Annotated in this window: 19 protein-coding genes; 8 read left to right on the plus strand and 11 right to left on the minus strand. The window is 33.7% G+C overall.

What is annotated here, in order from left to right; genetic code table 11:
- Positions 1–48: 48 nt before the first annotated feature.
- The 4 genes from AAGD36_RS02890 to AAGD36_RS02905 all read right to left on the minus strand — a co-directional run bounded on the left by AAGD36_RS02890 (position 49) and on the right by AAGD36_RS02905 (position 3,129).
- Positions 49–243, minus strand: coding sequence for a hypothetical protein (locus AAGD36_RS02890; RefSeq protein ID WP_341751782.1), 195 nt, complete (start codon positions 241–243; stop codon positions 49–51).
- Between the two features lie 80 nt (positions 244–323).
- Positions 324–1,712 (minus strand): dihydrolipoyl dehydrogenase, encoded by a 1,389-nt coding sequence (gene lpdA, locus AAGD36_RS02895; protein ID WP_341755872.1) that lies wholly within the window; start codon positions 1,710–1,712, stop codon positions 324–326.
- 60 nt (positions 1,713–1,772) lie between these two features.
- Positions 1,773–2,741 carry a Fic family protein gene (locus tag AAGD36_RS02900; protein WP_341755873.1) on the minus strand — a complete coding sequence of 323 codons (969 nt, stop codon included), beginning with the start codon at positions 2,739–2,741 and terminating at the stop codon, positions 1,773–1,775.
- A gap of 163 nt (positions 2,742–2,904) precedes the next feature.
- Entirely contained in the window at positions 2,905–3,129 is a 225-nt protein-coding gene (locus AAGD36_RS02905) for a DUF6290 family protein (protein WP_341747822.1), read from the minus strand.
- A gap of 83 nt (positions 3,130–3,212) precedes the next feature.
- On the opposite strand from AAGD36_RS02905, the gene AAGD36_RS02910 reads away from it, so the two are divergent.
- Positions 3,213–3,905 (plus strand): SprT family zinc-dependent metalloprotease, encoded by a 693-nt coding sequence (locus AAGD36_RS02910; RefSeq protein WP_341755874.1) that lies wholly within the window; start codon positions 3,213–3,215, stop codon positions 3,903–3,905.
- Here AAGD36_RS02910 and rpe read toward each other — a convergent pair.
- Genes rpe through AAGD36_RS02925 form a run of 3 tightly spaced genes read right to left on the minus strand, consistent with a single transcriptional unit; the run spans position 3,894 to position 5,164 of the window.
- A complete protein-coding gene (gene rpe, locus AAGD36_RS02915) occupies positions 3,894–4,544 on the minus strand; it encodes a ribulose-phosphate 3-epimerase (RefSeq protein ID WP_341755875.1) in 651 nt (216 codons plus the stop codon). The two genes, AAGD36_RS02910 and rpe, sit on opposite strands and share 12 nt — an antisense overlap.
- The gene (locus AAGD36_RS02920; RefSeq protein WP_341755876.1) at positions 4,531–4,728 is read right to left on the minus strand and encodes a hypothetical protein; all 198 of its coding nucleotides are present in this window, start codon (positions 4,726–4,728) and stop codon (positions 4,531–4,533) included. Before AAGD36_RS02920 ends, rpe begins: the two co-directional genes overlap by 14 nt.
- Positions 4,729–4,774: 46 nt before the next feature.
- Positions 4,775–5,164, minus strand: coding sequence for a carboxymuconolactone decarboxylase family protein (locus AAGD36_RS02925; RefSeq protein ID WP_341755877.1), 390 nt, complete (start codon positions 5,162–5,164; stop codon positions 4,775–4,777).
- Positions 5,165–5,396: 232 nt separating this feature from the next.
- On the opposite strand from AAGD36_RS02925, the gene AAGD36_RS02930 reads away from it, so the two are divergent.
- From AAGD36_RS02930 to AAGD36_RS02945, 4 genes are all read left to right on the plus strand, one after another.
- Entirely contained in the window at positions 5,397–6,941 is a 1,545-nt protein-coding gene (locus tag AAGD36_RS02930; RefSeq protein ID WP_341755878.1) for an acyl-CoA carboxylase subunit beta, read from the plus strand.
- A 21-nt stretch (positions 6,942–6,962) separates the two neighbouring features.
- Positions 6,963–8,960 (plus strand): acetyl/propionyl/methylcrotonyl-CoA carboxylase subunit alpha, encoded by a 1,998-nt coding sequence (locus AAGD36_RS02935; RefSeq protein ID WP_341755879.1) that lies wholly within the window; start codon positions 6,963–6,965, stop codon positions 8,958–8,960.
- Positions 8,961–9,033: 73 nt separating this feature from the next.
- The gene (locus tag AAGD36_RS02940; RefSeq protein ID WP_341755880.1) at positions 9,034–10,881 is read left to right on the plus strand and encodes a PAS domain-containing sensor histidine kinase; all 1,848 of its coding nucleotides are present in this window, start codon (positions 9,034–9,036) and stop codon (positions 10,879–10,881) included.
- Positions 10,882–11,099: 218 nt separating this feature from the next.
- Positions 11,100–14,840, plus strand: coding sequence for an autotransporter domain-containing protein (locus AAGD36_RS02945; RefSeq protein WP_341755881.1), 3,741 nt, complete (start codon positions 11,100–11,102; stop codon positions 14,838–14,840).
- Between the two features lie 37 nt (positions 14,841–14,877).
- Here AAGD36_RS02945 and AAGD36_RS02950 read toward each other — a convergent pair whose 3' ends face one another.
- The 3 genes from AAGD36_RS02950 to AAGD36_RS02960 all read right to left on the minus strand — a co-directional run bounded on the left by AAGD36_RS02950 (position 14,878) and on the right by AAGD36_RS02960 (position 21,852).
- Positions 14,878–20,163 carry a hypothetical protein gene (locus tag AAGD36_RS02950; protein ID WP_341755882.1) on the minus strand — a complete coding sequence of 1,762 codons (5,286 nt, stop codon included), beginning with the start codon at positions 20,161–20,163 and terminating at the stop codon, positions 14,878–14,880.
- A gap of 328 nt (positions 20,164–20,491) precedes the next feature.
- A complete protein-coding gene (locus AAGD36_RS02955) occupies positions 20,492–20,671 on the minus strand; it encodes a hypothetical protein (RefSeq protein WP_341755883.1) in 180 nt (59 codons plus the stop codon).
- 2 nt (positions 20,672–20,673) lie between these two features.
- Positions 20,674–21,852, minus strand: coding sequence for a hypothetical protein (locus AAGD36_RS02960; protein ID WP_341755884.1), 1,179 nt, complete (start codon positions 21,850–21,852; stop codon positions 20,674–20,676).
- A 79-nt stretch (positions 21,853–21,931) separates the two neighbouring features.
- On the opposite strand from AAGD36_RS02960, the gene AAGD36_RS02965 reads away from it, so the two are divergent.
- Entirely contained in the window at positions 21,932–22,240 is a 309-nt protein-coding gene (locus AAGD36_RS02965; RefSeq protein ID WP_341755885.1) for a hypothetical protein, read from the plus strand.
- Between the two features lie 100 nt (positions 22,241–22,340).
- Here the strand turns inward: AAGD36_RS02965 and rpsU are convergent, their stop codons facing one another.
- The gene (gene rpsU / locus AAGD36_RS02970; RefSeq protein ID WP_341748434.1) at positions 22,341–22,541 is read right to left on the minus strand and encodes a 30S ribosomal protein S21; all 201 of its coding nucleotides are present in this window, start codon (positions 22,539–22,541) and stop codon (positions 22,341–22,343) included.
- A gap of 96 nt (positions 22,542–22,637) precedes the next feature.
- Here rpsU and AAGD36_RS02975 point away from each other — a divergent pair, with 96 nt between their 5' ends.
- Together AAGD36_RS02975 and ileS are read left to right on the plus strand one after the other, a co-directional pair.
- The gene (locus AAGD36_RS02975) at positions 22,638–23,267 is read left to right on the plus strand and encodes a COQ9 family protein (protein ID WP_341755886.1); all 630 of its coding nucleotides are present in this window, start codon (positions 22,638–22,640) and stop codon (positions 23,265–23,267) included.
- Positions 23,268–23,284: 17 nt separating this feature from the next.
- Positions 23,285–26,755, plus strand: a complete 3,471-nt coding sequence (ileS, locus tag AAGD36_RS02980) for an isoleucine--tRNA ligase (protein ID WP_341755887.1) — start codon at positions 23,285–23,287, stop codon at positions 26,753–26,755.
- Positions 26,756–26,785: the final 30 nt, after the last annotated feature.

A 26,785-nucleotide genomic window follows, 5' to 3' on the forward strand; every position in this document is an offset into this window, starting at 1 on the left:
TTCTTCAAAGCAGAAGAGTATATATGATCCGTTTTTATTATGCTAAAACTAAATCAAACAATAATAAACCACATACAGCCAAGAAAACAAGCCATGCACGATTGCCCATAATACAGAATGGTTTATATTAAATGAAATAGCCATAGCAAGTGCCGCACCAAATGACACGCCATGCTGCATAACAATGTTTATTCTCCTCCTTGGTGGATAAACTCCATAATCTTCACGGTTCATTTTACTCATTTTTTTTCCTCATATTAATTCTAGGACAATTTATAACATAATTTATGCTTACCACTAAGTAACAAAAAGAATTTTTTTAATTATATATGAATAGCTCTACCATAAGCCTGCAATACTGACTCACCCATCATTTCAGATAAAGTTGGATGAGGGAAAATAGTATTGATTAAATCAAGCTCTGTACCTTCCATAGTTCTAGCAATCACATAACCTTGAATTAGTTCAGTAACCTCTTCGCCTATCAAATGGGCTCCTAACAATTCACCAGTCTTCACATCAAAAATCGTTTTAATCATCCCTTCAGTACAACCATCAACCAAGGCTTTACCATTAGCGATAGATGGGAATTTACCAATTTTCACTTGGTAACCAGCTTTTTTCGCTTGTTCTTCAGTAAGTCCTACACTAGCAATCTGAGGTGAGGAATAAGTACAGCCTGGAATATTACGTTTTTCTATAGGATGAGCTTTAAGCCCCGCAATAGTTTCTACAGCAATAATACCTTCATGACTTGCTTTGTGGGCAAGCCATGGTGCTGATGTGACATCGCCTATTGCATAAATTCCCTGTTCATCAGTTTGCATAAACTGATTGGTAATAATATGACCTCTATCTATTTTGATATTAGTTTTTTCTAGATTAAGATTTTCCGTATTGCCAACTATACCAACTGCCATCAGCAAAGTTTCAGCTTGTATCTTGTGATTCTTGCCTTCTATCTCAACTTCAATCGTGATATGATCTTGTGTTTGGCTATGATTTAACAATTTGCTATTAGTATGAATTTTTATACCCTTTTTTTCAAAAGTTTTTCGTGCCATTAAAGAAATTTCTTCATCTTCAGCCTGTAATATCCTATTTTGCACTTCAATTACAGTGACATTTGTTCCTAAAGCATTATAAAATGAAGCAAATTCTATACCAATCGCTCCTGATCCAACGATAATCATAGATTTTGGTAATTTATCAAGAACCATAGCCTCTTTGGAGGTAATAACTTGCTTGCCATCCGGCTCAAATCCATCTAAGATTCTAGACCTTGCACCTGTGGCAATTATTATGTCCTTTGCTTTAATCAAAATTTTTTGACCATTATTATTGATCTCTACTACCTTGCCTGTTCCTAGGCTAGCCGTGCCATCAATTATCGTAACCTTATTTTTTTTTAGCAGAGATTTAATACCAGATGTTAACTGCGTCGATATATCTCTAGAACGCTGTACTATTTTTTTTAGGTCAAAACTTGCTTCACCTACTATAATACCATAATCTTTAGCATGTTTAATTTTTTGAAATAATTCAGCTGATTTAAGCAATGCTTTTGTTGGTATACAACCCCAATTTAAGCAAACTCCCCCTAAATGCTCCTTCTCAATCAACACAACTTTTTTATTTAGTTGTGCGGCCCTAATTGCAGCCACGTAACCACCTGGTCCACCACCAATAATCGCTAGATCATAATTTTCCATTAATATATCCACTCATTCTTTCTAGATTTCTTTTATAACTTAATTTAACGGAAGAGTCTATTATTGAAATTTATAACAAGTTTGATTTTTTATACCTTTATGGGTTAGGATACCTTCCTTAACCCCAAAGATTAGATCACGACTGGCCGACGCAGAAGAAATATCCTTATGTAACAGAATATAATCTTTCCTTGAAAACCAACTATTTGGTAATTTTATTTTAGCAAATTCTAACCTAGACTTAGGAGTTTTGATTTGCGATACTACATTATTAACATATAGTTGCAGAGCTTTTAGTATCTGTGTTGCCATAAATTCAATGAACAAGGTAGACTCCCCTACTTTATCACACTCAGCTAAAACGTCATAGTACTCACTTTGTTCGTTTTTTATTAGTACCTCTACCGAAATATATTTAAAAATTGGATTTGCTTTCATTAATAATAATTGTTGCCATAACCTACCCATTCGTCCATTACCATCTGAGAAAGGATGGATAAATTCTAGCTCATAATGAAATACACAAGCTTTAATTAGCCACGGAATATCCTTATTTTCTTTTATGAACTGAAATAATTTATTCATTAATAATGGGACACGATTAGCTTTAGGAGCTATATGAGCTATTTGATTGCCTTTAAATATGTCAACTCCGCTAGCTCGAAAATAGCCATTATCAACTATTAACTTTTGCATCAATAATCTATGTGCCTCTAATAAACAATCTATTGATAATGGATTTAATTTATGTAAATTATTGTATAATTTAATGGCATTGTTAACTTCAATAATATCATTTTTAGGACCTAGCACCGGTTTTCCGTCAATTATATCGGTTATTTGGTCTAAACTTAAACTATTGCCTTCAATTGCTAAAGAAGAATGGATAGTCTTTATTTGGTTACTTTTTCTAAGTTTTACTGCAGGCAAAGAAAGCTTAGCTCCGGATAGAATACCAAGCTCATATGCAATATCTTGCAATAATGTAAGTATTTTATTACTTACTTGAAAAGGTGGTTTTTTACTCATAAAATGATAGTATCATATGATACTATCATTGGCTATAAAATAATATTAGATTTTAAATACAGAGTAATTTGAACTTTGCAGCTATATAGGCTTAATAACGGCGTTGGGATGATAAGCGAGAGTCCTCTAGCCTCCGTAATTTCTACGATCCGTAAACAGAATACTATAAGCCATTTTCCTTTTTAATTTGATTTAATGAATAAGTTTTAAAACCATCGTTATAAAACTCATCTAAAGCTTGCCTGCCAATTGTAAGATCATTTTGATCGACTAAATATAACTCTACAGCTTTTCTTAGTATATAGGCTTTACTACGGTCATGCACTTTAGCAAAAGTTTCAATTTGTTCATTTAACTGATCATCTACGTTAAAAGATAAAGTATGCATAATTAAGTTACTCTTAATAAATTTAATTAACTAGAATTGTCAATATACTATATTAATAATAATTTTTAAATTAGATTTCAAACATGAAACATCAGCAGATTACTTTAGATAAACTAGGGTCTGATATTAACATTCCAGTAAGATATAGTACTAAAGCTAAACGAATTAGCATTAGAATAAACCACAAAGGAGCTGAATTAGTTTTACCTAATAAAAATTTTAATACAGGATATAAATTTTTGTTAGAAAAAGAATCTTGGGTTAGGCAAAAACTGCAAAAATTCTTAAACAAGCCCCCCTTTGATTATAACACAATAACAGTCTTTGACGAAGTATATTCGTTATTAAATATTGATGCAGATTATGAAAAAGTACAAATCACGGATGATGTTATTCAGATATATTCTTTACCCTCACAACACAAAAGTACTTTAGTAAGGTTTTTAAAAGATATGTTGTTACTAGAAACCACAAAACTGGCTACTCTTCTAGCGAAAGAACATAATATAAACTTTACTAAAATTAAAATTATGAATAATAAGGGCAAATGGGGAAGCTGCTCTAGTAAGGCTGTACTTGCTTTTAATTGGCGTCTTATTTTTGCTCCAAAAAAAATATTAAAATACTTAGTGACCCATGAAATATGTCATATAATTGAAATGAATCACAGTCCTCGTTTTTGGAATTTAGTAGCAAGACTTTATCCTGACTATAAGTTGGCTAGATTATGGCTTAAGGAACATGGCAATACTCTCCATCAATATTTAATGTCTTAGTAAGTCTATTTGTTTTTGATAATCTTTTGATTGGAAAATAAAATTACCTGATACTAAAATATCAGCTCCAGCTTTTATACAGTTCTTACCAGTAACATCATTTATTCCTCCATCTACAGAAAGCATTATAGGTTTACCAAAATTTTTGATTTTTTCTGAAATAATTTTGACTTTCTCTAGCTGATTCTCTATAAATTTTTGGCTAGAAAAACCGGGGTTTACGGTCATTGCTAGAATTAGATCTACTTTATCAATAATATAATCTATAGAATTTGGACTTGTAGAGGGAAGTAATGCCACACCAGCTTTTAACCCTAAATTTTGAATAGTACTTAAAGTTCTGTCAAGATGAATAGTGGTTTCAGGATGGATAGTGATAATATCTGCTCCACTACTAGCATAGTCTTTAATCGAATATTCTGGGTTATTAATCATTAAATGTACGTCAAATGGTAATGTAGTGTGAGGTCGTAAAGCTTTTATTATAGGAGGTCCAAATGTTAAGTTAGGTACAAAATGTCCATCCATAACGTCTATATGGATCATATCAGCGCCAGCTTCTTCCAAAGAACTGATTTCTTTTTGCAAATTAGCAAAATCTGCTGACAGTAACGAAGGTGCGATCTTAATTATTTTCACTTTTGTTTTTATCCTCAATATGAACTTTTTGGCTATTTTTTCTTCTTGCTATATTCTGTTTTAAAGCACTAGACAGTTTTTGAAATTTACTCTCACTATTTTGCAATTTCTGCTGCTTTTCCTTTGTTATAAAACCCTTCCTATAAACTTGTTTAAGTTTTTCACTGCATTCTATAAAATACATATCACTTATGTTATACCACCCAAAAACTATAGATATATACCCACAGTTAAAGTGTTTTTAAGCTTATAGCTATTCTATTTAAGGCATTCATAATTGAAATACAAATAGTAATATCTACAATTTCTCTCTCAGAAAAATACTGTAATATTTCATCTTTCATTGCGTCAATTTCCTCGAAGAAACCCCGCGTTATTAATTCACACCATCTTAGAGCTATAACTTCTTTTTCACTAAATACCTCTTTACTAGAGGACCAAATTGGTAATAAATCTAACTTCTTTTGAGGCACATTATTCTTTCTAGCATCTGTAAGATGTAAATTGCAACAATAAAAGCAGCTATTTATTTGTGATACCCTCAGTTCAATTAAGGATCTTAGTCCATTATCAAGAGGAGATTCATTAAGACTTTCATAAGATTTATATATACATGACATTGTGTTCTTAGAGATTTCGGCATAGTTCATTTTTTTCCTTTAGATTTAGTTATTTGTAAATATTATTCCTGAACTATGTCTATATCTAAACCATTTCATCTGTCAAGTAAAGAACTGACAAATTCAGTAGTAAGTTAAATTCTATAACTATTCAAATAAATTTCTACTATCTTTTCGACATTTTATTATTATACTACAGGTTATGATTTTATAATGAACTAGTATAGCCATAATGAATCAACATATTGTAAACTCTCCTGAATCACTTGATGAAAAACGTAATAATGCCCGTCAAGGTGGGGGAGGAGAGAGAATCGCCTTACAACATAAAAAAGGTAAGCTTACTGCAAGAGAAAGGATAGAAGTATTGCTAGATCCTGAGAGTTTTGAAGAAACAGGAATGTTTGTTGAACATAGATGCAGTAATTTTGGCATGAACGACAAAAAATTCCTTGGGGACGGTATAATAACTGGACATGGTACCATAAATGGTAGGTTGGTTTTTGTGTATAGCCAAGATTTTACCGTGTTAGGTGGATCCCTTGGTGAGTATCATGCTAAAAAAATATGTTCCCTACTCGATTCTGCTCTAGCGGTAGGAGCCCCAGTTATTGGCATAAATGATTCGGGGGGGGCAAGAATTCAGGAAGGGGTTGACGCCCTTGCTGGTTATGGTGAATTATTCCAACGCAATGTAATTGCTTCTGGTATCATTCCGCAAATCACCTTAATTATGGGACCTTGTGCTGGTGGTGCTGTTTATTCTCCTGCCTTAACAGATTTCATATTCATGGTTAAAAATACTTCTTATATGTTTGTAACAGGACCAGACGTAGTTAAAACTGTTACAGGTGAAGAAGTAAGCCAAGAACAACTTGGCGGGGCAAAAATGCATACTACAAAGAGTGGTGTTGCTGACCTTGCTTTTAAAAATGATATAGAGCTACTTCTAGAAACTAGAAGGTTTTTTAATTTTTTACCTCTATCAAATCGTAGTCCCCTACCACATCGTCGTACCGAAGACCCAGCTGATCGGGTTGATATGTCCCTAAACACCTTAGTCCCAAGCATTCCGAACAAAGCTTATGACATGAAAGAATTAATTGAGCGTATTGTTGATGAAGGAGAATTTTTTGAGCTGCAACCAGATTTTGCTAGAAACATTATAATCGGCTTTGGTTATATGGAAGGAAGACCTATAGGATTTGTTGCGAATCAACCATTACATTTAGCTGGCTGTTTGGATATTAACGCATCAAGAAAGGCAGCAAGGTTTGTTCGTTTTTGTGATGCGTTTAATATCCCAATAGTAACTTTAGTTGATGTACCAGGTTTTTTACCTGGCACTGATCAAGAGCATAACGGAATTATTAAACATGGAGCAAAATTGTTATATGCGTACGCTGAAGCAACTGTACCAAAAATTACCATAATTACTAGGAAAGCTTATGGTGGAGCTTATATAGTTATGAACTCAAAACATCTTCGTGGTGATGTGAATTACGCGTGGTTCAACTCAGAAATTGCAGTACTTGGAGCTGAAGGAGCTGCTGAAATAATATTTAAAGAAGAATGCAAAGATACAGAATCAAAAAAACGAAAAATCCAAGAGTATAAAGATACTGTTACTTCTCCTTTCACTGCAGCATCTAGAGGATACTTAGACGATATTATAAAGCCTCAAAATACTAGATGGCGTATATGTAAAGCACTAAACTTTCTTCAAAACAAAAAAATACAATTACCATGGAAGAAGCATGATAACTTACCACTTTAGTATACTTAAGCACGAGATTTTATGACTAAACCATTATTTGATAAAATTTTAATCGCCAATCGTGGTGAAATAGCTTTGAGAATAATGCAAACCCTAAAGAAGATGAGTATTAAATCAGTTGCCGTATATTCTGAAGCAGATACACATTCAATGCATGTACAATATGCTGATGAAGCTTATTATATCGGCAATTCTCCTGCCACTGAGAGCTATTTGTCAATTAAAAATATTGTAAATGCTATTAGAGCAAGTGGTGCTTCAGCAGTACATCCAGGATATGGATTTTTATCAGAAAATTCAAATTTTGCAAATATCTTAAAAAGGGAAGGAGTTACCTTAATAGGTCCCAATGCTTCTGCTATTAAGAAAATGGGTGATAAAATTGAAGCAAAAAAAATCGCTATGGAAGCAGGAGTCAGCACTGTCCCTGGCTATATTGGTACTATCAGCAACATAAATCAGGCCATAGAAATTGCAGAAAAAATAGGTTTCCCTGTTATAGTTAAGGCAACAGCTGGCGGTGGTGGTCGTGGAATGAGAGTAGTAAAAAACTCTGAAGAAATGGCTAATGCCTTTGAATCAGCTAAGCTTGAGGCAGTAAATAATTTTAGCGATGGTAGATTATTCATTGAAAAATTGATTCAGTCCCCTAGGCATATTGAAATACAATTATTAGCTGATCAGTATGGTAACAGTGTTTGTCTTGGTGAGCGAGAATGTTCAATTCAACGTTACCATCAAAAAGTAATTGAAGAAGCCCCAAGCTCCTTTATTACCGAGGAAATACGGCAAAAAATGTATAAAGAGACCATAGCTTTATCTAGCAAGGTAGGTTATTACTCAGCCGGGACAGTTGAATTTATAGTTGATTTAGATAAGAATTTTTATTTCCTTGAGATGAATACTAGGCTACAAGTTGAGCATCCAGTAACTGAATTGATCACTGGTATTGACATAGTAGAAGAGATGATAAAAATTGCTGCTGGTGAAAAATTATCATTTTCTCAAGAAGATATAAAATTAAAAGGGCATGCGTTTGAATCTAGAATTTGTGCAGAAAACCCCATGCGTGGATTTCTGTCGTCTAGCGGTAGAATTACTGAATATGTAGAACCACCAAAAAATGCTAACATACGTGTGGATACAGGTCTTGGACTTGGTGGAGAAGTCAGTATGTTTTATGATTCAATGATTGCAAAGCTTTGTACTTACGGAGAGACTAGAGAACAAGCTATTGAGGTTATGCGTTCTGCTTTAAGTGCTTACATAATACAAGGTATTTCTCATAATATTAGTTTCTTAGAAGCAGTAATATCACATCCTCGTTTTATAGCAGGTGATATAAATACCGCGTTTATAGAAGAAGAATATCCAGATGGTTTTTCTGGAGCAAGCTTAACTTCTGAAATCACTAAAATATTCCTAGCTACAGCCATTTTTGTTTATATTGCGGAGCAAAAACGTGCTTCGTTAATTTCTGGTCAAATAGTCGATCAAACTAATAAAATCGGTACTAGATGGGTTGTATCAATTGATGATAAACTATTTCCAGTTTTAATTAAATCAGTAGATTATGGTTATAATATAAGACAAGAAAATGATAGAATTTATATACGTAGTAACTGGAACTTAGGTAGTAGACTTTTTTCCTGTATTGTAAATGGTAGAAAAGCCAATGTAAAAATTGGCAATATCTTAACAGGTTATATGTTATCACATTCAGGTATTACTGTTAAAGCTTATGTCCGTTCTCCACGGATGTCTGAACTAGAAGCGTTGATGATTACAAAAAATATCCAAGAAGAGCAAACAGAGCTGCATGCCCCGCTTGCAGGACAAATTATTGCAATTAAGGTTCAAGAAGGTTGTAAGGTAGTTATTGGTCAAGAGATTATGGTTTTAACTGCTATGAAAATGGAAAATATACTTGTTGCTGAACGTAATGGGAAAATTGCTAAAATCTTAGTTAATGAGAAAGATCAGGTGGTTAGTGGGCAGGTGTTACTTGAATTTGCTTAGGTTTAAACTAGATATAATAATAGCTTGAAAATTAATTGTAACTAGCATACTCAAATGATTTTGAATAATAAAAATGTTGAATTACTTTTATCGATATCTTAAAAAATATTGTAGTAGCGGTAAATTAATATTTGTTCTAATAATTGTAGCCATTATATTGGCTTGCTCGACTTATTATGTGATTTCAATTGAGTCGAAATCTCTTGGTCCAGACCCAAGTAGAGTTATAGGGCTTATATTAGTAGATCTTGCTGTATTCTTACTTTTAGGCATTTTATTAGCTCGTAAATTTTTACGAGATTTTATTGATAAAGGTGAAAGGGAGACGTCTTCGAAATTACAAAATCGTATCATTATTGCCTTTAGTTTGATTGCTACAATCCCAACTATTATTGTTTCAGTGTTTTCAGCATATTTTTTTAATTTTGGCATTCAATCTTGGTTCGATAAAAAGATTTCTGCTGTGCTTGATCAGTCGATAATAGTCGCAGAATCTTATATAGACGAACATAAACTGCAGTTACGAGAAACAGCATTATCTGTCGCTGATGATTTAACTGAGATGTATTATAATCTAATACATAATCCCCTTTCATTTAATGAAGCATTAAATACTGAAGTTGAGATGCGTTCTCTTGATGAAGCTATAGTTTTTCATAGACCTACTAATACTGTTATTGCTAATACATTCTTAAGTTTTGCAATTTCATTTGCTACTATTCCAGCTCATTTAATGAAAAGAGCTGAGCTAGGAGAAATTGTTGAGATAAAATCTGATCCTAAAAAGATTCGAATGCTTACAAAACTTAAAGATCATAATGATATATATTTGTTGGTAGGTAGATTGATTGATGCTAAAATTATTGATCATATTGATAAAACTAACGGTGCAGCTGAAGAATATTATCGTCTTAAAAAACATATATCCAGTATGCAGATCAAATTTTCTATAGTATTTATTTTTATTGCTTTATTACTGCTATTAGCTGCAATAAGCTGGGGAATGATTTTTGCTACAAAGATAGTAAAGCCTATTCGGAAATTAGTGCTTGCTACTGAAAAGGTTAAAAATGGTGACTTAACTATTCAAGTACCAGAAGACCTTGTTAATAAAGATGAAATAAGCGTTTTATCCTCAGCTTTTAATAGGATGATTAAACAAATTGACCATCAACAAAGAGATCTAGTTATAGCTCAGCGTGCACTTGCTTGGTCTGACGTAGCAAGGAAAGTAGCTCACGAGATTAAGAATCCTTTGACACCTATTCATCTTGCCTCCGAAAGATTACTTAGGAAATTTAGTAATCAAGTTGAAGATAAGACAGAGTTCAACAAATACATACAGATGATTGTACGTCATACTGACGATATTAAAAAAATTGTCTCTGAATTTGTTAATTTTGCAAGACTACCAGCCCCAATATTTATGGATTGTGATCTAGTAATTCTTATAAAGAATATGGTTGAATCACGAAAATTAATTAATGATAAAATATCATATAAATTCATCACAACTGATGAACACATAGATTTTATCTGTGATACAACTCAAATTAATCAGATTATGGTTAATTTATTAAAAAATGCCGAAGAATCTATAGGACTTACTAGATTTCAACAAGGTGTTATTGCTGTTTCTATAACCAAGTCTAACCATCAGATTACTATTACAGTCAATGACAATGGAGTAGGATTCCAAGCAAATTTAATTGATAGGGCTACAGAAGCCTATATAACGACTAGATCCAAAGGAACTGGTTTAGGGCTAGCCATTATCAAAAAAATAGCACAAGATCATTGTGCAACACTAGAGTTAGCAAACAAGTACGAGGGGGGAGCGATTGTCAACATAACATTCAACCTTGATGAATTAAAATTAAAGATCAATAATTCGAAGTCGACAAATCACATTTTCACTTAATATTCTTTCCTTACTTTACCTCTTTCTTGGCGACTCTCTCATATTTAAAGTCATGCTTTATAACAATATACTTAATCTGTAATCGTGATTTTTATCACATATTAGTAAATCGTTCTTTAAAAATAAAATTATAAATACAGTTTTTACTTTCCCTCTCTATGACAATTGCATTAACATTAATTAATCTTTAATAAATAAATTAACTGATAGGTAATAAAATGGTTTTATTTAACAAGTTACAAAATAATTTTCTTATTAATAGATTTAATAGATATATATCTAATAGATATTTAGTAACAAGGTGCATAATTTTTCTTTTTTTGTTTATTCTGTTTTTTTTATTACAAGGGTTTGGTACATCTAATGTTTTGGCAGCAGGACTAAGAAATGAGCAAATAAATTTACATCATCCAAACCCAACTATTAATAGAGAATACTTTGAAAATGAAATAGAAACAACTTGGCAACTTATTGATGAAGCTCGTGATGAGTTGAAAAGACTAGAGCAAACACGTAATTCACAAATAATAGACAGATTTGGGGATTATGACAATGAGTTGAAAAAAGAATTTGGTTCACAAAACAATTATTATCTAGGAACACTTGAGTTACTAGAAGCAGATTATTTAACATTACTTAATTTACACAGAGATTATAGTTTAGAGAAAGAAATGATCGAAGAAAAAATATCAGATAACGAAACACGGAAAGGTATAAAGGAGAAAGGTTTAACCGCAATAAAGCAACTAATAAAGAGATATTCTAAAGAATATGATAAAGCTCAATCAGACGCTGAAAGAAAGGCTTTGGTAGAAAAGGAAGAATCTTTATCAAAAATAAAAAAAAAATTAGAAGAAACCTCATATCAAGATGCTGTATATTTGAAGAATGAGAACAACAAACAAGGAGGGAGCGAATATAACGTAGTAAACACAAACCCCGAAAGTATTTACGAAGACAATTTTTCAGATCATTCAAGTATAGTTAAAATTTTAAAAAAAATAGACATATCTCCACAAGACCTAAGGTACGATGATAACAAAAAAGAAACTCTCTATATTAATCTTAAGGAAGTAAATCAAAAGTTAGAAGATTTGGCACAGGATATGAGTAACATAGAACAGCAAGAGTCAATACTCAACCAAGAAAAAGATCATTACGACAAACTATCAAGTGCTATCAATATAAAAGAAGATAAAATCCGCAAATTAGAAGAAACAAAACAATACTTTGAATCTAAGTTAGATTGTAAAGAGGCTAATAATTCATTACCTACTTTACCAAAGAAGAAATTTAAGAATGTGGCAGCATGCATTATTTCTATTATCAAAGCACAACCTCAAGCTTCTAATAGTTTGATGTCAGTAAAATCACCTTATATACCTCTTAATGACCCACATCCAAATCCAAGCTTAAGTATGCAAACAGAGATATTACCATACCAAGTAGAGGATTCTGTTGTTATGCCTCTAATATCAGATACCACTCAGCCTAATAATGAAACGCTAACCGATAAAGCTATACCACTAGTAAACACTAAAAGTTTACACAACGAATTTCAAGAATTTGCAACAGAAAATGACGGTAATAATCAATGTAAGGAGATTATTACTCGCAGACATAGCGTTGAAACAGAACAACCTAAATATTATCAAGATAAGAAAACTATTACTCGTACGTTTAGCCTCGAACTCCCCCGACCCCAATCACTAGACAAAGGATTTTTTTCTTATAACAGCAGCATACCAGAATCTGAAGAGGAAGAGTGGAGCAACTCTGAAGATGAATCACTCATAGATACTCCCAAAAGGTTTTCACGGTCATCTTCATTAGCACCACTCGATCCACAATATTATTCAAGAAGATCATCAGATACCTCAAATCTTGATTCTAGTGATGAATCCTTAGATAGTAAACTAGATGACGAAGAATCTAAACCGCCAAGATTATATAGAAGATATTCTTCAACTCTTCCTATATTACAATCTCAAGCTCTAGAAATAGATAGAACTCAAAATGAAGCATCTGATCAAGATGTTGCATCCTCTCAAAATAGTACTGAAGTAGCAGTAGTAACATTTCCCCTACCAATAACTCAAGAACAATCTTCAACAATGCATGCAGTAGTTGAACAAGTTGTAGTATACAATGTGGACAACAAACAAGGGGTAAGCAAAAACAACTTAGAACTACATGAATATGAGAATCCACCGAAACCTTACAAAACTAAAAGGCAGAAAAGGAGTATAGCTGTACATGATAATGCAGATGTTGTTCAAAATGAAGTATTTGATAAAGATAATCTTGGGTTAGAAGAATTGTTTAAAGAAGAAGCTGTGCCAATAGTAGCTTATGAGCAACTTCTTGAGGCTGAACATGATGCAGATGAACATCTTGTAGCTGATCATCAACCTCTCGTAGCTGTACCTCAACCTCCTGCAGATGTAGTCCATGTAGAAAATCATCCTCCTGCAGTTCAACCTCTTGAGGCTGTACCTCAACCTCCTGCAAATGTAGTCCATGTAGAAAATAATCCTCCTGCAGTTCAACCTCTTGCAGCTGCACCTCAACCTCCTGCAGATGTAGTCCTCGTAGAAAATCATCCTCCTGCAGTTCAACCTCTTGCAGCTAATGAGCAGCATCTTATACCTAATGATCAACCTCAGAAGGATGAACATGATATATTTGATGAAAATAATCTTGGGTTAGAAGAATTGTTTAAAGAAAAGGATGTACCAATAGTAACTAATGATCAAGCCCAAGAGGCTGAACATGATGCAGATAAACGTCTTGTAGCTAATGAGCAACCTCAGAAGGATGAACATCTTGTAGCTAATGAGCAACTTCCTGAGCCTGAACATCCTGCAGATGAACAGCTTATATCTGATGTTCAACCTATTGCAACTGCAACTGAACCCCAAATTTCTGCAGAAACTACAATATTAGCTGAAAAAGAATCTTATATCTCACCTATTAATTTTGATATCGAACAAAATATAGCAAAATATACTACATATATAGAATTTGATTACTTGGATTTAACTTCAAACGCTTTAAGTACTCGAAATAATCTATTAAAACCTAATAGGGTAAATATGGTAGCGGCAGGGGATAATGATTATTATATTAAAAAAGGAGGGTGGATTCAAGTTATGAACTCTACTAGCAAACAAAAAGGAAATACTTTACCCTTTAAAAATAATCAGCAAGGCTTCGTTCTAGGTTTTGATGCACAGCCTCTTGATGAACTTATTATAGGAATCGCATATGCTAATGCAAATTCATATACTAAATTTCAAAGCATCTTTAATGACAAGCAAAATATTATTTTACATGTAGCTGCAGTTTACAGCAAATATACATTATCACAAAATATGTATCTGAGTTCTTATCTTAAATATGGTAAAGCCTTTATTAAAAATCTAGGGAAAAGAGATACTATATCAATTAATAGCAAGACTAACGGTTATGTAGGACGTGCGAAGCTTGAAACTCACTATAAAGTTGATTTAGATAAATTTTTGTTCAAACCAATGGTAGGAATAATATTTGATCGTTTTCTAATCAAAAATTTTACAGAATATAGGAAAGATTTTAATATTAATGTACCAACTAGGAAAGGAAAAAGAGTATCATTTGAAACTGGAATTGATTTCAGTAAACGCATTTTAGTAAGAAATATTTCAATTATTCCTAAGGTACACTTTAAACTAGATCAGACTGTTCTACTAAATAATTCAACCGACATCATTAATTTTACTAGCATAGAACACCATACTCAAACAGTAGCTATCACAAAATCTCTAAGACCATCTCCAAAGAATGTTATGTACACTTTAGGAGGTTGTATAAACATGCAATCTGTATCAGCACTTGAATTAGGTGCTGGTTACGATTATAGTTTAAAGAAAAGTTTTACTACCCACTCTTTCTATGTTAATGGATCAGTGAAATTTTAATACAAGTTGCTAATTATTACATAATTAGCAACTTTCGTTAAGGATTTCTACTACCACCTACATTTCGGTTAGTTCTTTTATTAGCAAGTCCTTTCATATCTAGAGAACCATCTAGAGCAGGGGTGGCATTAGCATCATGTAATAGCTGAGACGCATCCTTAAAAAGAGGGTCAGCTGTTACACGATCAGGTTGCAACCCGTGAACAGCAGCTGAATTTACCCTAATATTACCCTGGGCATTTTTAACTATTCCTACATATTCTCCTTTGTTTTTAAGGACTTCTTGCTCAAGTTGCTCAAGAGTGCTTTTATCTACTGGTAAAGTATAAGTTTTACCCTTACGTTTCAAATATAAAGGTGACTTATTGTCATCAGAACAAGAAAATATTTCTGTAGGTTTGGTCAGATGCACTAACTTGCCATTCTTATAGTGAGCAGTCAAATATACAGCATCTTCTTTACCAATATTACGTCCATTTGTATCTTGTACTGCAAAAGACATATGGCACGCCCCCTGCATATCTATAGATAACGGTATATTTACCATACGAGCATTTTTAATTTCTTCTCCCTCTCTAGTTTTATATTTAGCATTTTTGTCATCATGACTTACATCATAACTCAATGTTGTTTCATTTATTGTCACAACATCCTTACCGTTTTGCTTCAAGTTAAAGGTTTTACCTGATTCTGGGGATATAATATTTTCTTGCCATGCAATATCTTTATACTCAGCTGCAAATTTTTTATGAATATCTGTATAGCCTCTTTGTTCAATATTTTCTATCTCTCGTAGTACATTTGAGTCCCGAAATGCTTCGGATAATTTACCAACATTTTCTTGGGCAAATTGAGCAAAACTGCTTGTAGATTGCAAAGAAAATTTATTAACAATTGGCTGAACTTGCTCTCTTGACAATTCCTTAAAAGCTTGCAATATTTTATCATCGTCATAAACATTACCCTTAGTCTTATCCTGAACTAATACTTTATCTACAGACACGCCACTATCCATCACTGCTCTAAACTCTTTAGTAATAGTCTCTGTTTCCGTACCTATTGACTTACCAGCTATCTTATCCGTTTGAATCCCAACTTCGTATGCTTCTGGCTTAATTTGTAACTTTTCCAATTGACTTAGAAGCGCGGCATTTTGGCTTTCAAGAGCAGCTATCCTAATATCCTTATCTCTAAGCTCTGTTACCCTAGCCTGTTCATCTTCTTGGATTCTTTGGGCATGTTCCTGAGCAACCTTCAACCTCCCCCAAAGTTCATCTATATCCCCTTTTTGTTTTGTTACTAAAGCATTATACTTTAATTCTTCTGCTGCACTAAGTGTTTCTAGCTGATTTTTTGTATCTTTTTTTATTTTTTCTAACTGAAATTTTAACCCCTCATTCTCGTCGGTTACTTTATTTAGCTGAGTTTTAAAGTTTTTATTTTGGTCATCAGAAATAAGTTTATCCAACGTTAGGTCTTCTTGAACTTCGGTTAATTCTTTTTGAATTTTCTTTAGCTCTGCCTGTTGTTTTTCGTATTCTGCCTCTAAATAATTATACTCTAAATCTTTTTTTCCACTAAGTGTTTCTAACTGTTTTCTTTCATTTTCTATTTCTTCTAACTGAGTTTTTAAACTATTATTCTCATTGGTTAACCCACCTAGCTGATCTTGTAATTCTTTAGCCTGCTCACTTTCTTTTCCATGCAATTCTTCAGCTTTAATCAATCCTTCACGAGTATTGGTTAATTCTTCTTTTGTCTTTTGTAGCTCTATCTGTTTTTCTTGCTGCTCTAATCTTAGTTGAGATAATTTCTCGTTTATTGTTTGCAATTCTACTGCAGCTGCCTCTGATTGTTCTTTAAGCATTGCTTCATAGGCCAATCGTGCTGCCTGTAAGTCGAGAGTTGCTGATTCTTTTTCTTTAGTAAGTCCTGTTATTCGACTTTCTGCCCCTTCTCTTGTTTCTTGTAACTCAGTCATTAGTTGACTTTGAGCATTGCTTAATTCCTCTACCTGATCTTGTAAATTTTTAGCCTGCTCACTTTCTTTTCCATGCAATCTTTCAACTTCAAGCAATTTCTTACTAGTACCGGTTAATTTTTCTTTTGTTCTATCTAGCTCTGTCTGTTTTTCTTGCTGCTCTGATTTTAGTTTTGATAATTCCTCGTTTATTGTTTGCAATTCTACTGCAGCTGCCTCTGATTGTTCTTCAAGCATTGCTGCATATTTTTTTTCTGCTACCTGTAAATCCAAATTGGCAACTTCTTTTGCTTCAGTAAGAGCCTTTATCTGACTTTCCTTCTCCTCTCTTGTTTTTTTAAACTCAGTCGTTAATTGATGCTGAGCCTTGGTTAATTCCTCTACCTGTTCTTGTAATTCTTTAGCCTGCTTACTTTCTTGTCCATGCAATTCTTCAGCTTTAACCAATTCTTCACGAGTATTGGTTAATTCTTCTTTCGTCCTTTGTAGCTCTATCTGTTTTTCTTGCTGCTCTGATTTTAGTTTTGATAATTCCTCGTTTATTGTTTGCAATTTTGCTACAGCTGCCTCTGATTGTTCTTCAAGCATTGCTGCATATTTTTTTTCTGCTACCTGTAAATCCAAATTGGCAACTTCTTTTGCTTCAGTAAGAGCCTTTATCTGACTTTCCTTCTCCTCTCTTGTTTTTTTAAACTCAGTCGTTAATTGATGCTGAGCCTTGGTTAATTCCTCTACCTGTTCTTGTAATTCTTTAGCCTGCTTACTTTCTTGTCCATGCAATTCTTCAGCTTTAACCAATTCTTCACGAGTATTGGTTAATTCTTCTTTCGTCCTTTGTAGCTCTATCTGTTTTTCTTGCTGCTCTGATTTTAGTTTTGATAACTCCTCGTTTATTGTTTGCAATTTTACTGCAGCTGCCTCTGATTGTTCTTCAAGCATTGCTGCATATTTTTTTTCTGCTACCTGTAAATCCAAATTGGCAACTTCTTTTGCTTCAGTAAGAGCCTTTATCTGACTTTCCTTCTCCTCTCTTGTTTTTTTAAACTCAGTCGTTAATTGATGCTGAGCCTTGGTTAATTCCTCTACCTGTTCTTGTAATTCTTTAGCCTGCTTACTTTCTTGTCCATGCAATTCTTCAGCTTTAACCAATTCTTCACGAGTATTGGTTAATTCTTCTTTCGTCCTTTGTAGCTCTATCTGTTTTTCTTGCTGCTCTGATTTTAGTTTTGATAACTCCTCGTTTATTGTTTGCAATTTTACTGCAGCTGCCTCTGATTGTTCTTCAAGCATTGCTGCATATTTTTTTTCTGCTACCTGTAAATCCAAATTGGCAACTTCTTTTGCTTCAGTAAGAGCCTTTATCTGACTTTCCTTCTCCTCTCTTGTTTTTTTAAACTCAGTCGTTAATTGATGCTGAGCCTTGGTTAATTCCTCTACCTGTTCTTGTAATTCTTTAGCCTGCTTACTTTCTTGTCCATGCAATTCTTCAGCTTTAACCAATTCTTCACGAGTATTGGTTAATTCTTCTTTCGTCCTTTGTAGCTCTATCTGTTTTTCTTGCTGCTCTGATTTTAGTTTTGATAACTCCTCGTTTATTGTTTGCAATTTTACTGCAGCTGCCTCTGATTGTTCTTCAAGCATTGCTGCATATTTTTTTTCTGCTACCTGTAAATCCAAATTGGCAACTTCTTTTGCTTCAGTAAGAGCCTTTATCTGATTTTCCTTCTCCTCTTTTGTTTTTTCTAACTCAGTCGTTAATTGATGCTGAGTCTTGCTTAATTCCTCTACCTGTTCTTGTAATTCTTTAGCCTGCTTACTTTCTTGTCCATGCAATCTTTCAGCTTCAAACAATTTCTTACTAGTACCGGTTAATTCTTCTTTTGTTCTATCTAGCTCTGCCTGTTTTTCTTGCTGCTCTGATTTTAGTTTTGATACTTCCTTATTTATCTCTTGCAATTCTGCTGCATAATCTTCTTTTGCTTTATTATACTCTAATTCTTTTTCCCCACTAAGTTCTACTAGCTGTTCTTTTGCATTTTTCTCTGTCTCTTCTAACTTAGCTCTTAAATTATCATTTTCACTGGTTAACTTATCTATCTGATCTGACAAAGATCCATCTGATTCACTTAGCTCCTGTAGTTCATCTGCCCAATTTTTCTCATTAGTAGGCATACTAAATTGTTTCTGCTCTTTTTCTCCTTTCAGACCTATAATCTCGTCTTGGAGGTCATCTATTAATTTTTGATGTGCTTGTATTTCTTGCTTTGTAGACAATTGTAGCTGTATTAATTGCTGGTCTAAATTATCTGCTCTTGCTTTTTCAACACTAGTCAGTTCTTTTTGCTGTTTTATCAGTTCATTAATCTCAATTTGACGTTTCAGTGACGCTTCAACATCATTAGCTCTTTCTTGTAATATAGGATAATGACTGACGAAACCTTCTTGTTGTTTTGCACTGGATAGAGGGGGGTAAGATTTTTGTTCCAATTGCTTTAATTCTTCAAACAACTGCTCTTCTTTTTGCTTGCTTTGCTCAATGATTTGAGTTTTTTGCTCTATTTGACCTTGGATTTTCTTTATTTCTTCTTCTCGTAGTTTTACATTTTTATATTGCTCCACTATTGTAGAATTTTCTGCTAATATAACTTCTATTTCTTTTTCTATCTCCGCTTGCTGTTCCTTAAACAATTTTTGTAGTATTGCCTGAGCATCAACTGTTAAATTATCAGCTAAATCTTTCTTTTGTAACTCCTTTTTTTGCTCGATTAAATTTCTATCTCTTTTTTCTAAATTCTGCATACTGGCATTAAGCTCGGTCATAAGCTGCAAATTTTTCTCAAGTAACTCTTTTTTGTCATCTTCTTTAAGTAATTCACTTCCTTCAAGGAATTTAGCAAATGCCTCTTTGTGTTCAATGCTCCTATGAGAAGTATCTTGTCCATCTTCATGTAAAAACCGCTCAAACTCTCGGCATAGCTCAAGATTTGATACAATGTTTTCATATTGCTGCTTGATCAGTTCTAACTCTGAGTCTATAAATTCATTTTGTTCTTGAACTGCTTGTATTATTGCGTCTGCTGATTGAGCAGCTAGGTGTCCTTTTATTTTTTCCTGCTGTTTCCAAAGTTTTCCCAACAATTCTAATGCATCATTATCTTCTTGCTGCAAATTATCTTTTAGAGTATCTAATGCTTTTTGCTTGTCTTGAATATCTTTTTGTAAACCTTTAAGGTCTTTATCAGCTTCTTCAAATATACCCTGTTCAGTTTTCATCTTTTCTTGAAGTTGTTTTATTGCGGATAAAATTTCTTCTGATTCTGGTAATGACATTTTTTTACCCATAGTTTAAATTATCTAAATTAATATTATAAAATTATTTGAGTATAACTATAACTTCAAAAGTTGTTAAAAACAACTTTTAGAAGTAAAATCTTTAGATTATTGAAAATTCTCTATCAGGAGTTTCGCACTTTATATAATTAACCTAGGTTCTGAAACAGCTTTGATGTCATTCCTGCGTAGGTAGCGGAATCTAAAATGTTTAATAGTTTTTTAGACCCCCTACTTTCGCAGGGGTTGTAAGTTGTCATTCCTAGCCGCAGCGGGAATCTAGATACCTGCTTTCGCAGGTATGACACAAAGTTTGTATCACCTAATTCAATAGGTTTCACTATAGTAAGAGTAGGATGAAAGTATGGGACAGGTCTATTAGACTTACTGCATAAGTCAATCTAGTTGGTGATTTTGTCGTCGAAACTCGCCTCCGCTCCTCACGTACGTCTGTGTACGCGAAGGTAGCCGGCTTCGTTTCTCCTAAAAATCCCTCAACTATCTTTGATTTATGCAGCAAGTCTATTTAATAACCTTTGGGATAGTAACTGTACGAGTATGCCACAAAGTATATATCTCCTTAGCTATATTCTCACTAGCAGAATAATACTTAGCTCGCATATTATTAGGTAAATGAAGATGCATATTCTCATCAATAATTGACACTCTTCCTTCATTAAACTCGTTTTTTATATGTCTTTTATGGGTTTCGTTCATTGTGGAGTTATAATACACCGTAACAGTTTTAGCAGGTAACATATCTACGGTTTCCGAGACCATAGAAGTAGACTCACCTGGTACTATAATCAAACTATGCTTGTTATATAAAACGGCTCCAAGAATAGCCTTATACATACTTGGTTGTCCTTTCTTAAAGTCAAATAATTTAAAGGGTACTCGATTTTCTTGTAAAACCCTTTGGAAACTTGATGTCACCGTGTCCATTATACTATCTTTTTCATGTACACTAAGCTCTTTATTGTTTTGGCAATCATATTTTCCTGTACGCGGTCCATTGGATACTAATACGAAATAATTATTTTTTAATGCAAGATTACTAACATATTCGGCTAACTTCTCGGCTTCTTTATTTGTGTAGCAATGATATGTACCATTTTCCGGGACATCCCCTGCTAAAATCACCGCTAAATATTTATCAAAGGAAGAGAACATTGATTTAAATGCACCATATTCTGATTCAATATCAGAGACCTGCATATTATGAGCTACCCCATTAGTAGTAAGAAGTATAGTGTTCATGCCAGTAAGCTTAGTATTCTGCTTATCTAATGCATGGCTAGGCAATGCTATTATGTCTGCACCAAAAAAATTATCACGTTTTTCTTGGACAAGTTGCTTGTGTGATAAAGTGCCATTATTTAATAGTTGGTGAGAAAGATGTACTGCGATAATCTTTTTTGCCAGTTCAGGATCTGACTTTAATTTAGTTATTGATTCTATGCCGTAATAACCAACTGAAACTATAATGGCAAGATTTTTGTTACTGCTAATTTGATCCTTAACGGTTTCTAATTGAGCTTTATCATATTCCTCAACATTCAGCTTAACAGACTTGCTTTTAAAGTACTTCTCGCTTTCTCTTGCTACTCCTAGCAATTGACTACGATCCCCAACAAAAGCTTTATCGCTTATAATATATAAATTAGCACTCTTTGTTTCAGCTGCGTGAGTATGCATCATAAAAGATGATATTATTAAAACTATAAAAAAAATATAGCAAAAATATGTTCTAATAATCATAATATCTCAAATATTAGACTTGCTGCATAAATCAAAGATAGTTGAGGGATTTTTAGGAGAAACGAAGCCGGCTACCTTCGCGTACACAGACGTACGTGAGGAGCGGAGGCGAGTTTCGACGACAAAATCACCAACTAGATTGACTTATGCAGTAAGTCTATTAACATTGGACTTGCTTGCAGGAAAGAAACGATGTAACCACGGCAACACGATGTCATTCCCACGTAAATTACTAGTATACTCAGGTAGAACTTCAAGAATTGGCGTCGTCGTGTCTAAAGATCGAAGCTGCTCACGTACTAATGTACGCTCCGCTGCTCGACTTTGACACTCCTAGCTCTTCTTGAAGTTGACCTTCGTCTACCAACTCTTCATTTACGAGCAGTATACAACCCTTGCGTAGGCAGGGGGCTAAAAAATAAGAACCATCAGCCTTCCATTAGTTGTTTACGAGCAACTTTTCTTTTCCTTCTTTCTGTTTCTTGATCCTTACGGACACGTTTTACTGAAGGGGGTTCATAGAAACGCGACATTTTCATTGAACGGAACACAAGCTCTCTTTGCATTTTTCTTTTCAAATTTTTAATTGCTTGCTCACCATTCCCAGCATGAACGTTTACTAGTATCACTTTAATTACCCCCTTTTTAATATAAACTAGACTATTGAATGATAGTAACATTATCTATATACTAAGCTTATATGTCAAGATTAAAAGATGCATTTAATGACTACTTACGAAAAATATTATAGTTTGAAAGTACAATTTGTACAAGTTCTAGCAAAACTGCTAATCTTTGATGAGTGGAATAATAAATTATTGGCAGATACGGAAAAGGAATGTGGTTTTGTTAAGGGGTATTGTCATATAATTTTTCCAAATGGTCTAAGAGAAATAGTTGATTTCTTTGAAAATTGGCAAGACCAGAACATGCTTGATTTGCTATCTCAACAAGAAACTCCGATTAAAATAAGGGATAAAATTGATTTAGCTTTAAGAATTAGAATAAAAGATTGTACACCTAAACTTATACATTTGAAGAATCGCAGTTATTTTACCACACCATCAAACAGCATATTCGCAACAAAAATAGCTTTTCGTACATGTGACTCAATTTGGCGTTATGCAGGTGATAAGTCTATAGATTATAATTATTATACTAAGAGAGGTCTGTTACTCAGTGTTTATATAACTTCAATACTTTACTATATTCAAGATGAGTCAGAAAATAATGTAGATACTGATCAATATATTACTAAATCCTTATCCAATATTATAACTATGACCTCTAAATGTAAGAATATGTTAAAGTTACCAAACCCTGTCGATATACCAATTATTCGACTATTTTCATAATACTCAATATTATAAACATGACTAAAAAATACTACCCTGATATTCAATCTAATGTTGATTTTCCAGCAATTGAAAAAAAGATTCTAGCTTATTGGCAGAAGCACAATATTTTCCAAAAAACTATAGATGCTAGACCATCATTAGAAAGTAGACCTACTTCGAAACTCGCTTGTGCTGAGGGATTTGAAGGAGACGCGGAACGCAGAACCGCAGCGTACTCTAATGTACGTGAGGATTCGAGTACCGCATCGACGTACAAATCACCAGCAGAAGTAGAGTTTCGAAAGAGGTCTAATGGGCAAAATAATGAGTTTGTATTTTATGATGGCCCACCCTTTGCTAACGGATTACCACATTATGGACATTTGCTAACTGGTTTTATCAAAGATGTTTATGCACGCTATCAAACCAGTAAAGGCAAAAGAGTTGAGCGACGCTTTGGTTGGGATTGTCATGGACTACCTGCCGAGATGCAAGCAGAAAAGGAGTTGGGTATTTCTGGTAGAACTGCCATCATCAATTTTGGTATTGATAAATTTAACGAGCATTGTAGATCATCGGTCATGAAATATGCTGATCAGTGGCAGGAATATGTCAATAGGCAAGCAAGATGGGTAGATTTCAATAATTCCTATAAAACCATGGATAAAGCCTTTATGGAATCTGTTTTGTGGGCTTTTAAAGAGTTATACAAAAAAGGACTTCTCTATGAATCGATGAGGGTAATGCCTTATTCTTGGGCATGTGAGACACCTTTATCTAATTTTGAGACTAGGCTAGATAATTCATATAGGGAAAGAACTGATAAGGCGGTTACGGTAAGTTTTGTACTTAATGAGAAATTGCCAAGTTCTGTACCCTATAATGAGTATAGAATGCTGGCATGGACTACGACGCCATGGACTTTGCCGGCTAATTTAGCATTAGCCATTGGAGAAAATATTGAATATGCTTTAGTGCCAAATGGTCAGGTTTGTTATATTTTGGCTAAATTTGCTTTGGAAAAATATTCCAAAGAATTAGGGCTTAGTGCTGACACAAATTATGATATAATTGAAGGTAAGTGCCTATTAAACCTGAATCTTACTTACCGACCATTATTCGATTATTTTTCCAACCATCCTGGTAGCTTCAAAGTTCTTTCCGGAGATTTTGTAGTTGAAGGAGATGGCACCGGTATCGTACATATGGCTCCCGGCTTTGGTGAAGACGATCAGATTCTTTGTCAATCTCAAGGAATAGAACTCGTTTGTCCTGTAGATAATGCTGGAAAATACACCAAAGAAATTTATGATTTTGTTGGTTTACAAGTATTTGATGCTAATGATCAAATTATTATTAAGCTAAAAAATCAGGGTAATTGGCTTAAAACCGAGCAATATATTCATAATTATCCACATTGTTGGCGTACTGATACCCCTCTTATATACAAAGCAGTTCCTTCTTGGTATGTAAAAGTTACCGAATTTAAAGACAGGATGGTTGAATTAAACCAACAAATTAACTGGATACCCTTGCATATCAGGGATAATCTATTTGGCAAATGGTTAGAAAATGCTAGAGATTGGTCAATTAGTCGCAATAGATTTTGGGGGACGCCTCTACCAGTGTGGAAGTCGGATGATCCGGCTTATCCAAGAATTGATGTATATGGGTCAATAGAGGAGCTAGAGAAAGATTTTGGAGTGACAATCGTTGATTTACATAGACCTTTTATTGATCAGCTAACTAGAAAAAATCCAGACGATCCAACCGGTAAATCAATGATGGTTAGAGTAGAAGATGTTTTTGATTGTTGGTTTGAAAGCGGCTCTATGCCTTATGGACAAGCACATTACCCATTTGAAAATAAAGAGTGGTTTGAAGGACATTTTCCTGCTGACTTTATAGTAGAATATTCAGCACAAACACGCGGTTGGTTCTATACTTTAATGGTACTGTCAACAGCCCTTTTTGACCAACCACCTTTTTTAAATTGTATTTGCCATGGAGTTATATTAGATAGCACCGGACAAAAATTATCAAAGCGTCTTAATAATTATGCTGATCCATTAGAATTATTTGATAAATATGGTTCTGACGCTCTAAGAGTCACCATGCTCTCTACCAATATAGTTAAAGGTCAGGAATTATTGATCGATAAAGACGGAAAAATGGTTTATGAGAGCCTACGTTTATTTATCAAACCCATTTGGAATGCCTACCACTTCTTTACTTTGTATGCTAATAGCGATCAGATCAAAGCTGAGCTAGACTTTAATTCTCAAAATGTGCTAGATCGTTATATTTTATCAAAACTAAAAATATCAGTACAAAAAATTCAGCATGGGTTAGATAATTTTGACAGTCAAATAGCTTATAGTAGCATTGCCGATTTTTTTGAAGTATTAAATAATTGGTATATTAGAAGAAGTAGGAATCGTTTTTGGAAAAGTGAAAAAGATCAAGATAAGAAAAACGCTTATAATACCTTGTATAGTTGTCTTGAAATAATGTCTATTGCTCAATCCAGTTTATTGCCATTAATTTCTGAGGAAATTTATTTGGGACTCACAGGGCTAGAACAGAAAGATGATAGTAGACTTTCTGCAAAAGTCGCTTATGCTGAGGAATTTGAAGGAGACGCGGAACGCAGAACCACAGCGTACTCTAGTGTACGTGAGGATTCGAGTACCGCACCATTGTCCAAATTACCAGCAGAAGTAGAGTTTTGTAGGAAGTCTAGTATTCATTTAGCAGATTTTCCTAAACTTGATACGATAGAAGTTGATAATGATTTGGTCAGCACTATGGATCAAATATTAGATATTTGTAGTAATGCTTTATTCATTAGAAGTAGTGAAAATATTCGGACTCGACAACCACTGAGTAGTTTAACAATCATTAGCAACAATAATGAATTATTAATAAAATTTGAAGAATTGATTAAAGATGAGATCAATGTTAAAAAAGTAATTTATAGAGATGATGTAGAAAATTATGCCGATCATAAATTATCGATTAACTTTCCTAATTTAGGTAAGCGTCTACCTCATAAAGTCAAAGATATCATAATAGCCTCTAAAAAACATCAGTGGCAGCTTACCTCTGAGCATCTAATAATAGCAGGAGAGCAACTGAATAAAGACGAGTTCTCTCTAGTTTTACAACCTAAAAATGTTAAAGGTACAAAATCTTTAGCCAATAATCATGGACTAATATTGCTAGATTTAGACATAACAAAAGAATTATACGAAGAAGGTATAGCAAGAGATTTGGTACGCTTTATTCAACAAGCAAGAAAAGATGCCAATTTTGCTATAAGTGACAGAATCTTTCTAGAAATTATTGGCGAACTAGATTTTATGCTAATAGTCCAGCAGCACAGTCAATTTATTCTCGAACAAACCTTAAGTGAATTTGCTAGCGATTTCACGCCAGAATATATGACTAATATTGAATTAAATTCAGACATAATAACTATCAGGCTAGCAAGAGTGTCTAAGTAACCATAGTATACTCAGGTAGAACTTCAAGAA

Source organism: Candidatus Tisiphia endosymbiont of Ptychoptera albimana (genome assembly GCF_964026605.1).
In the GTDB taxonomy this organism is placed as follows: domain Bacteria; phylum Pseudomonadota; class Alphaproteobacteria; order Rickettsiales; family Rickettsiaceae; genus Tisiphia.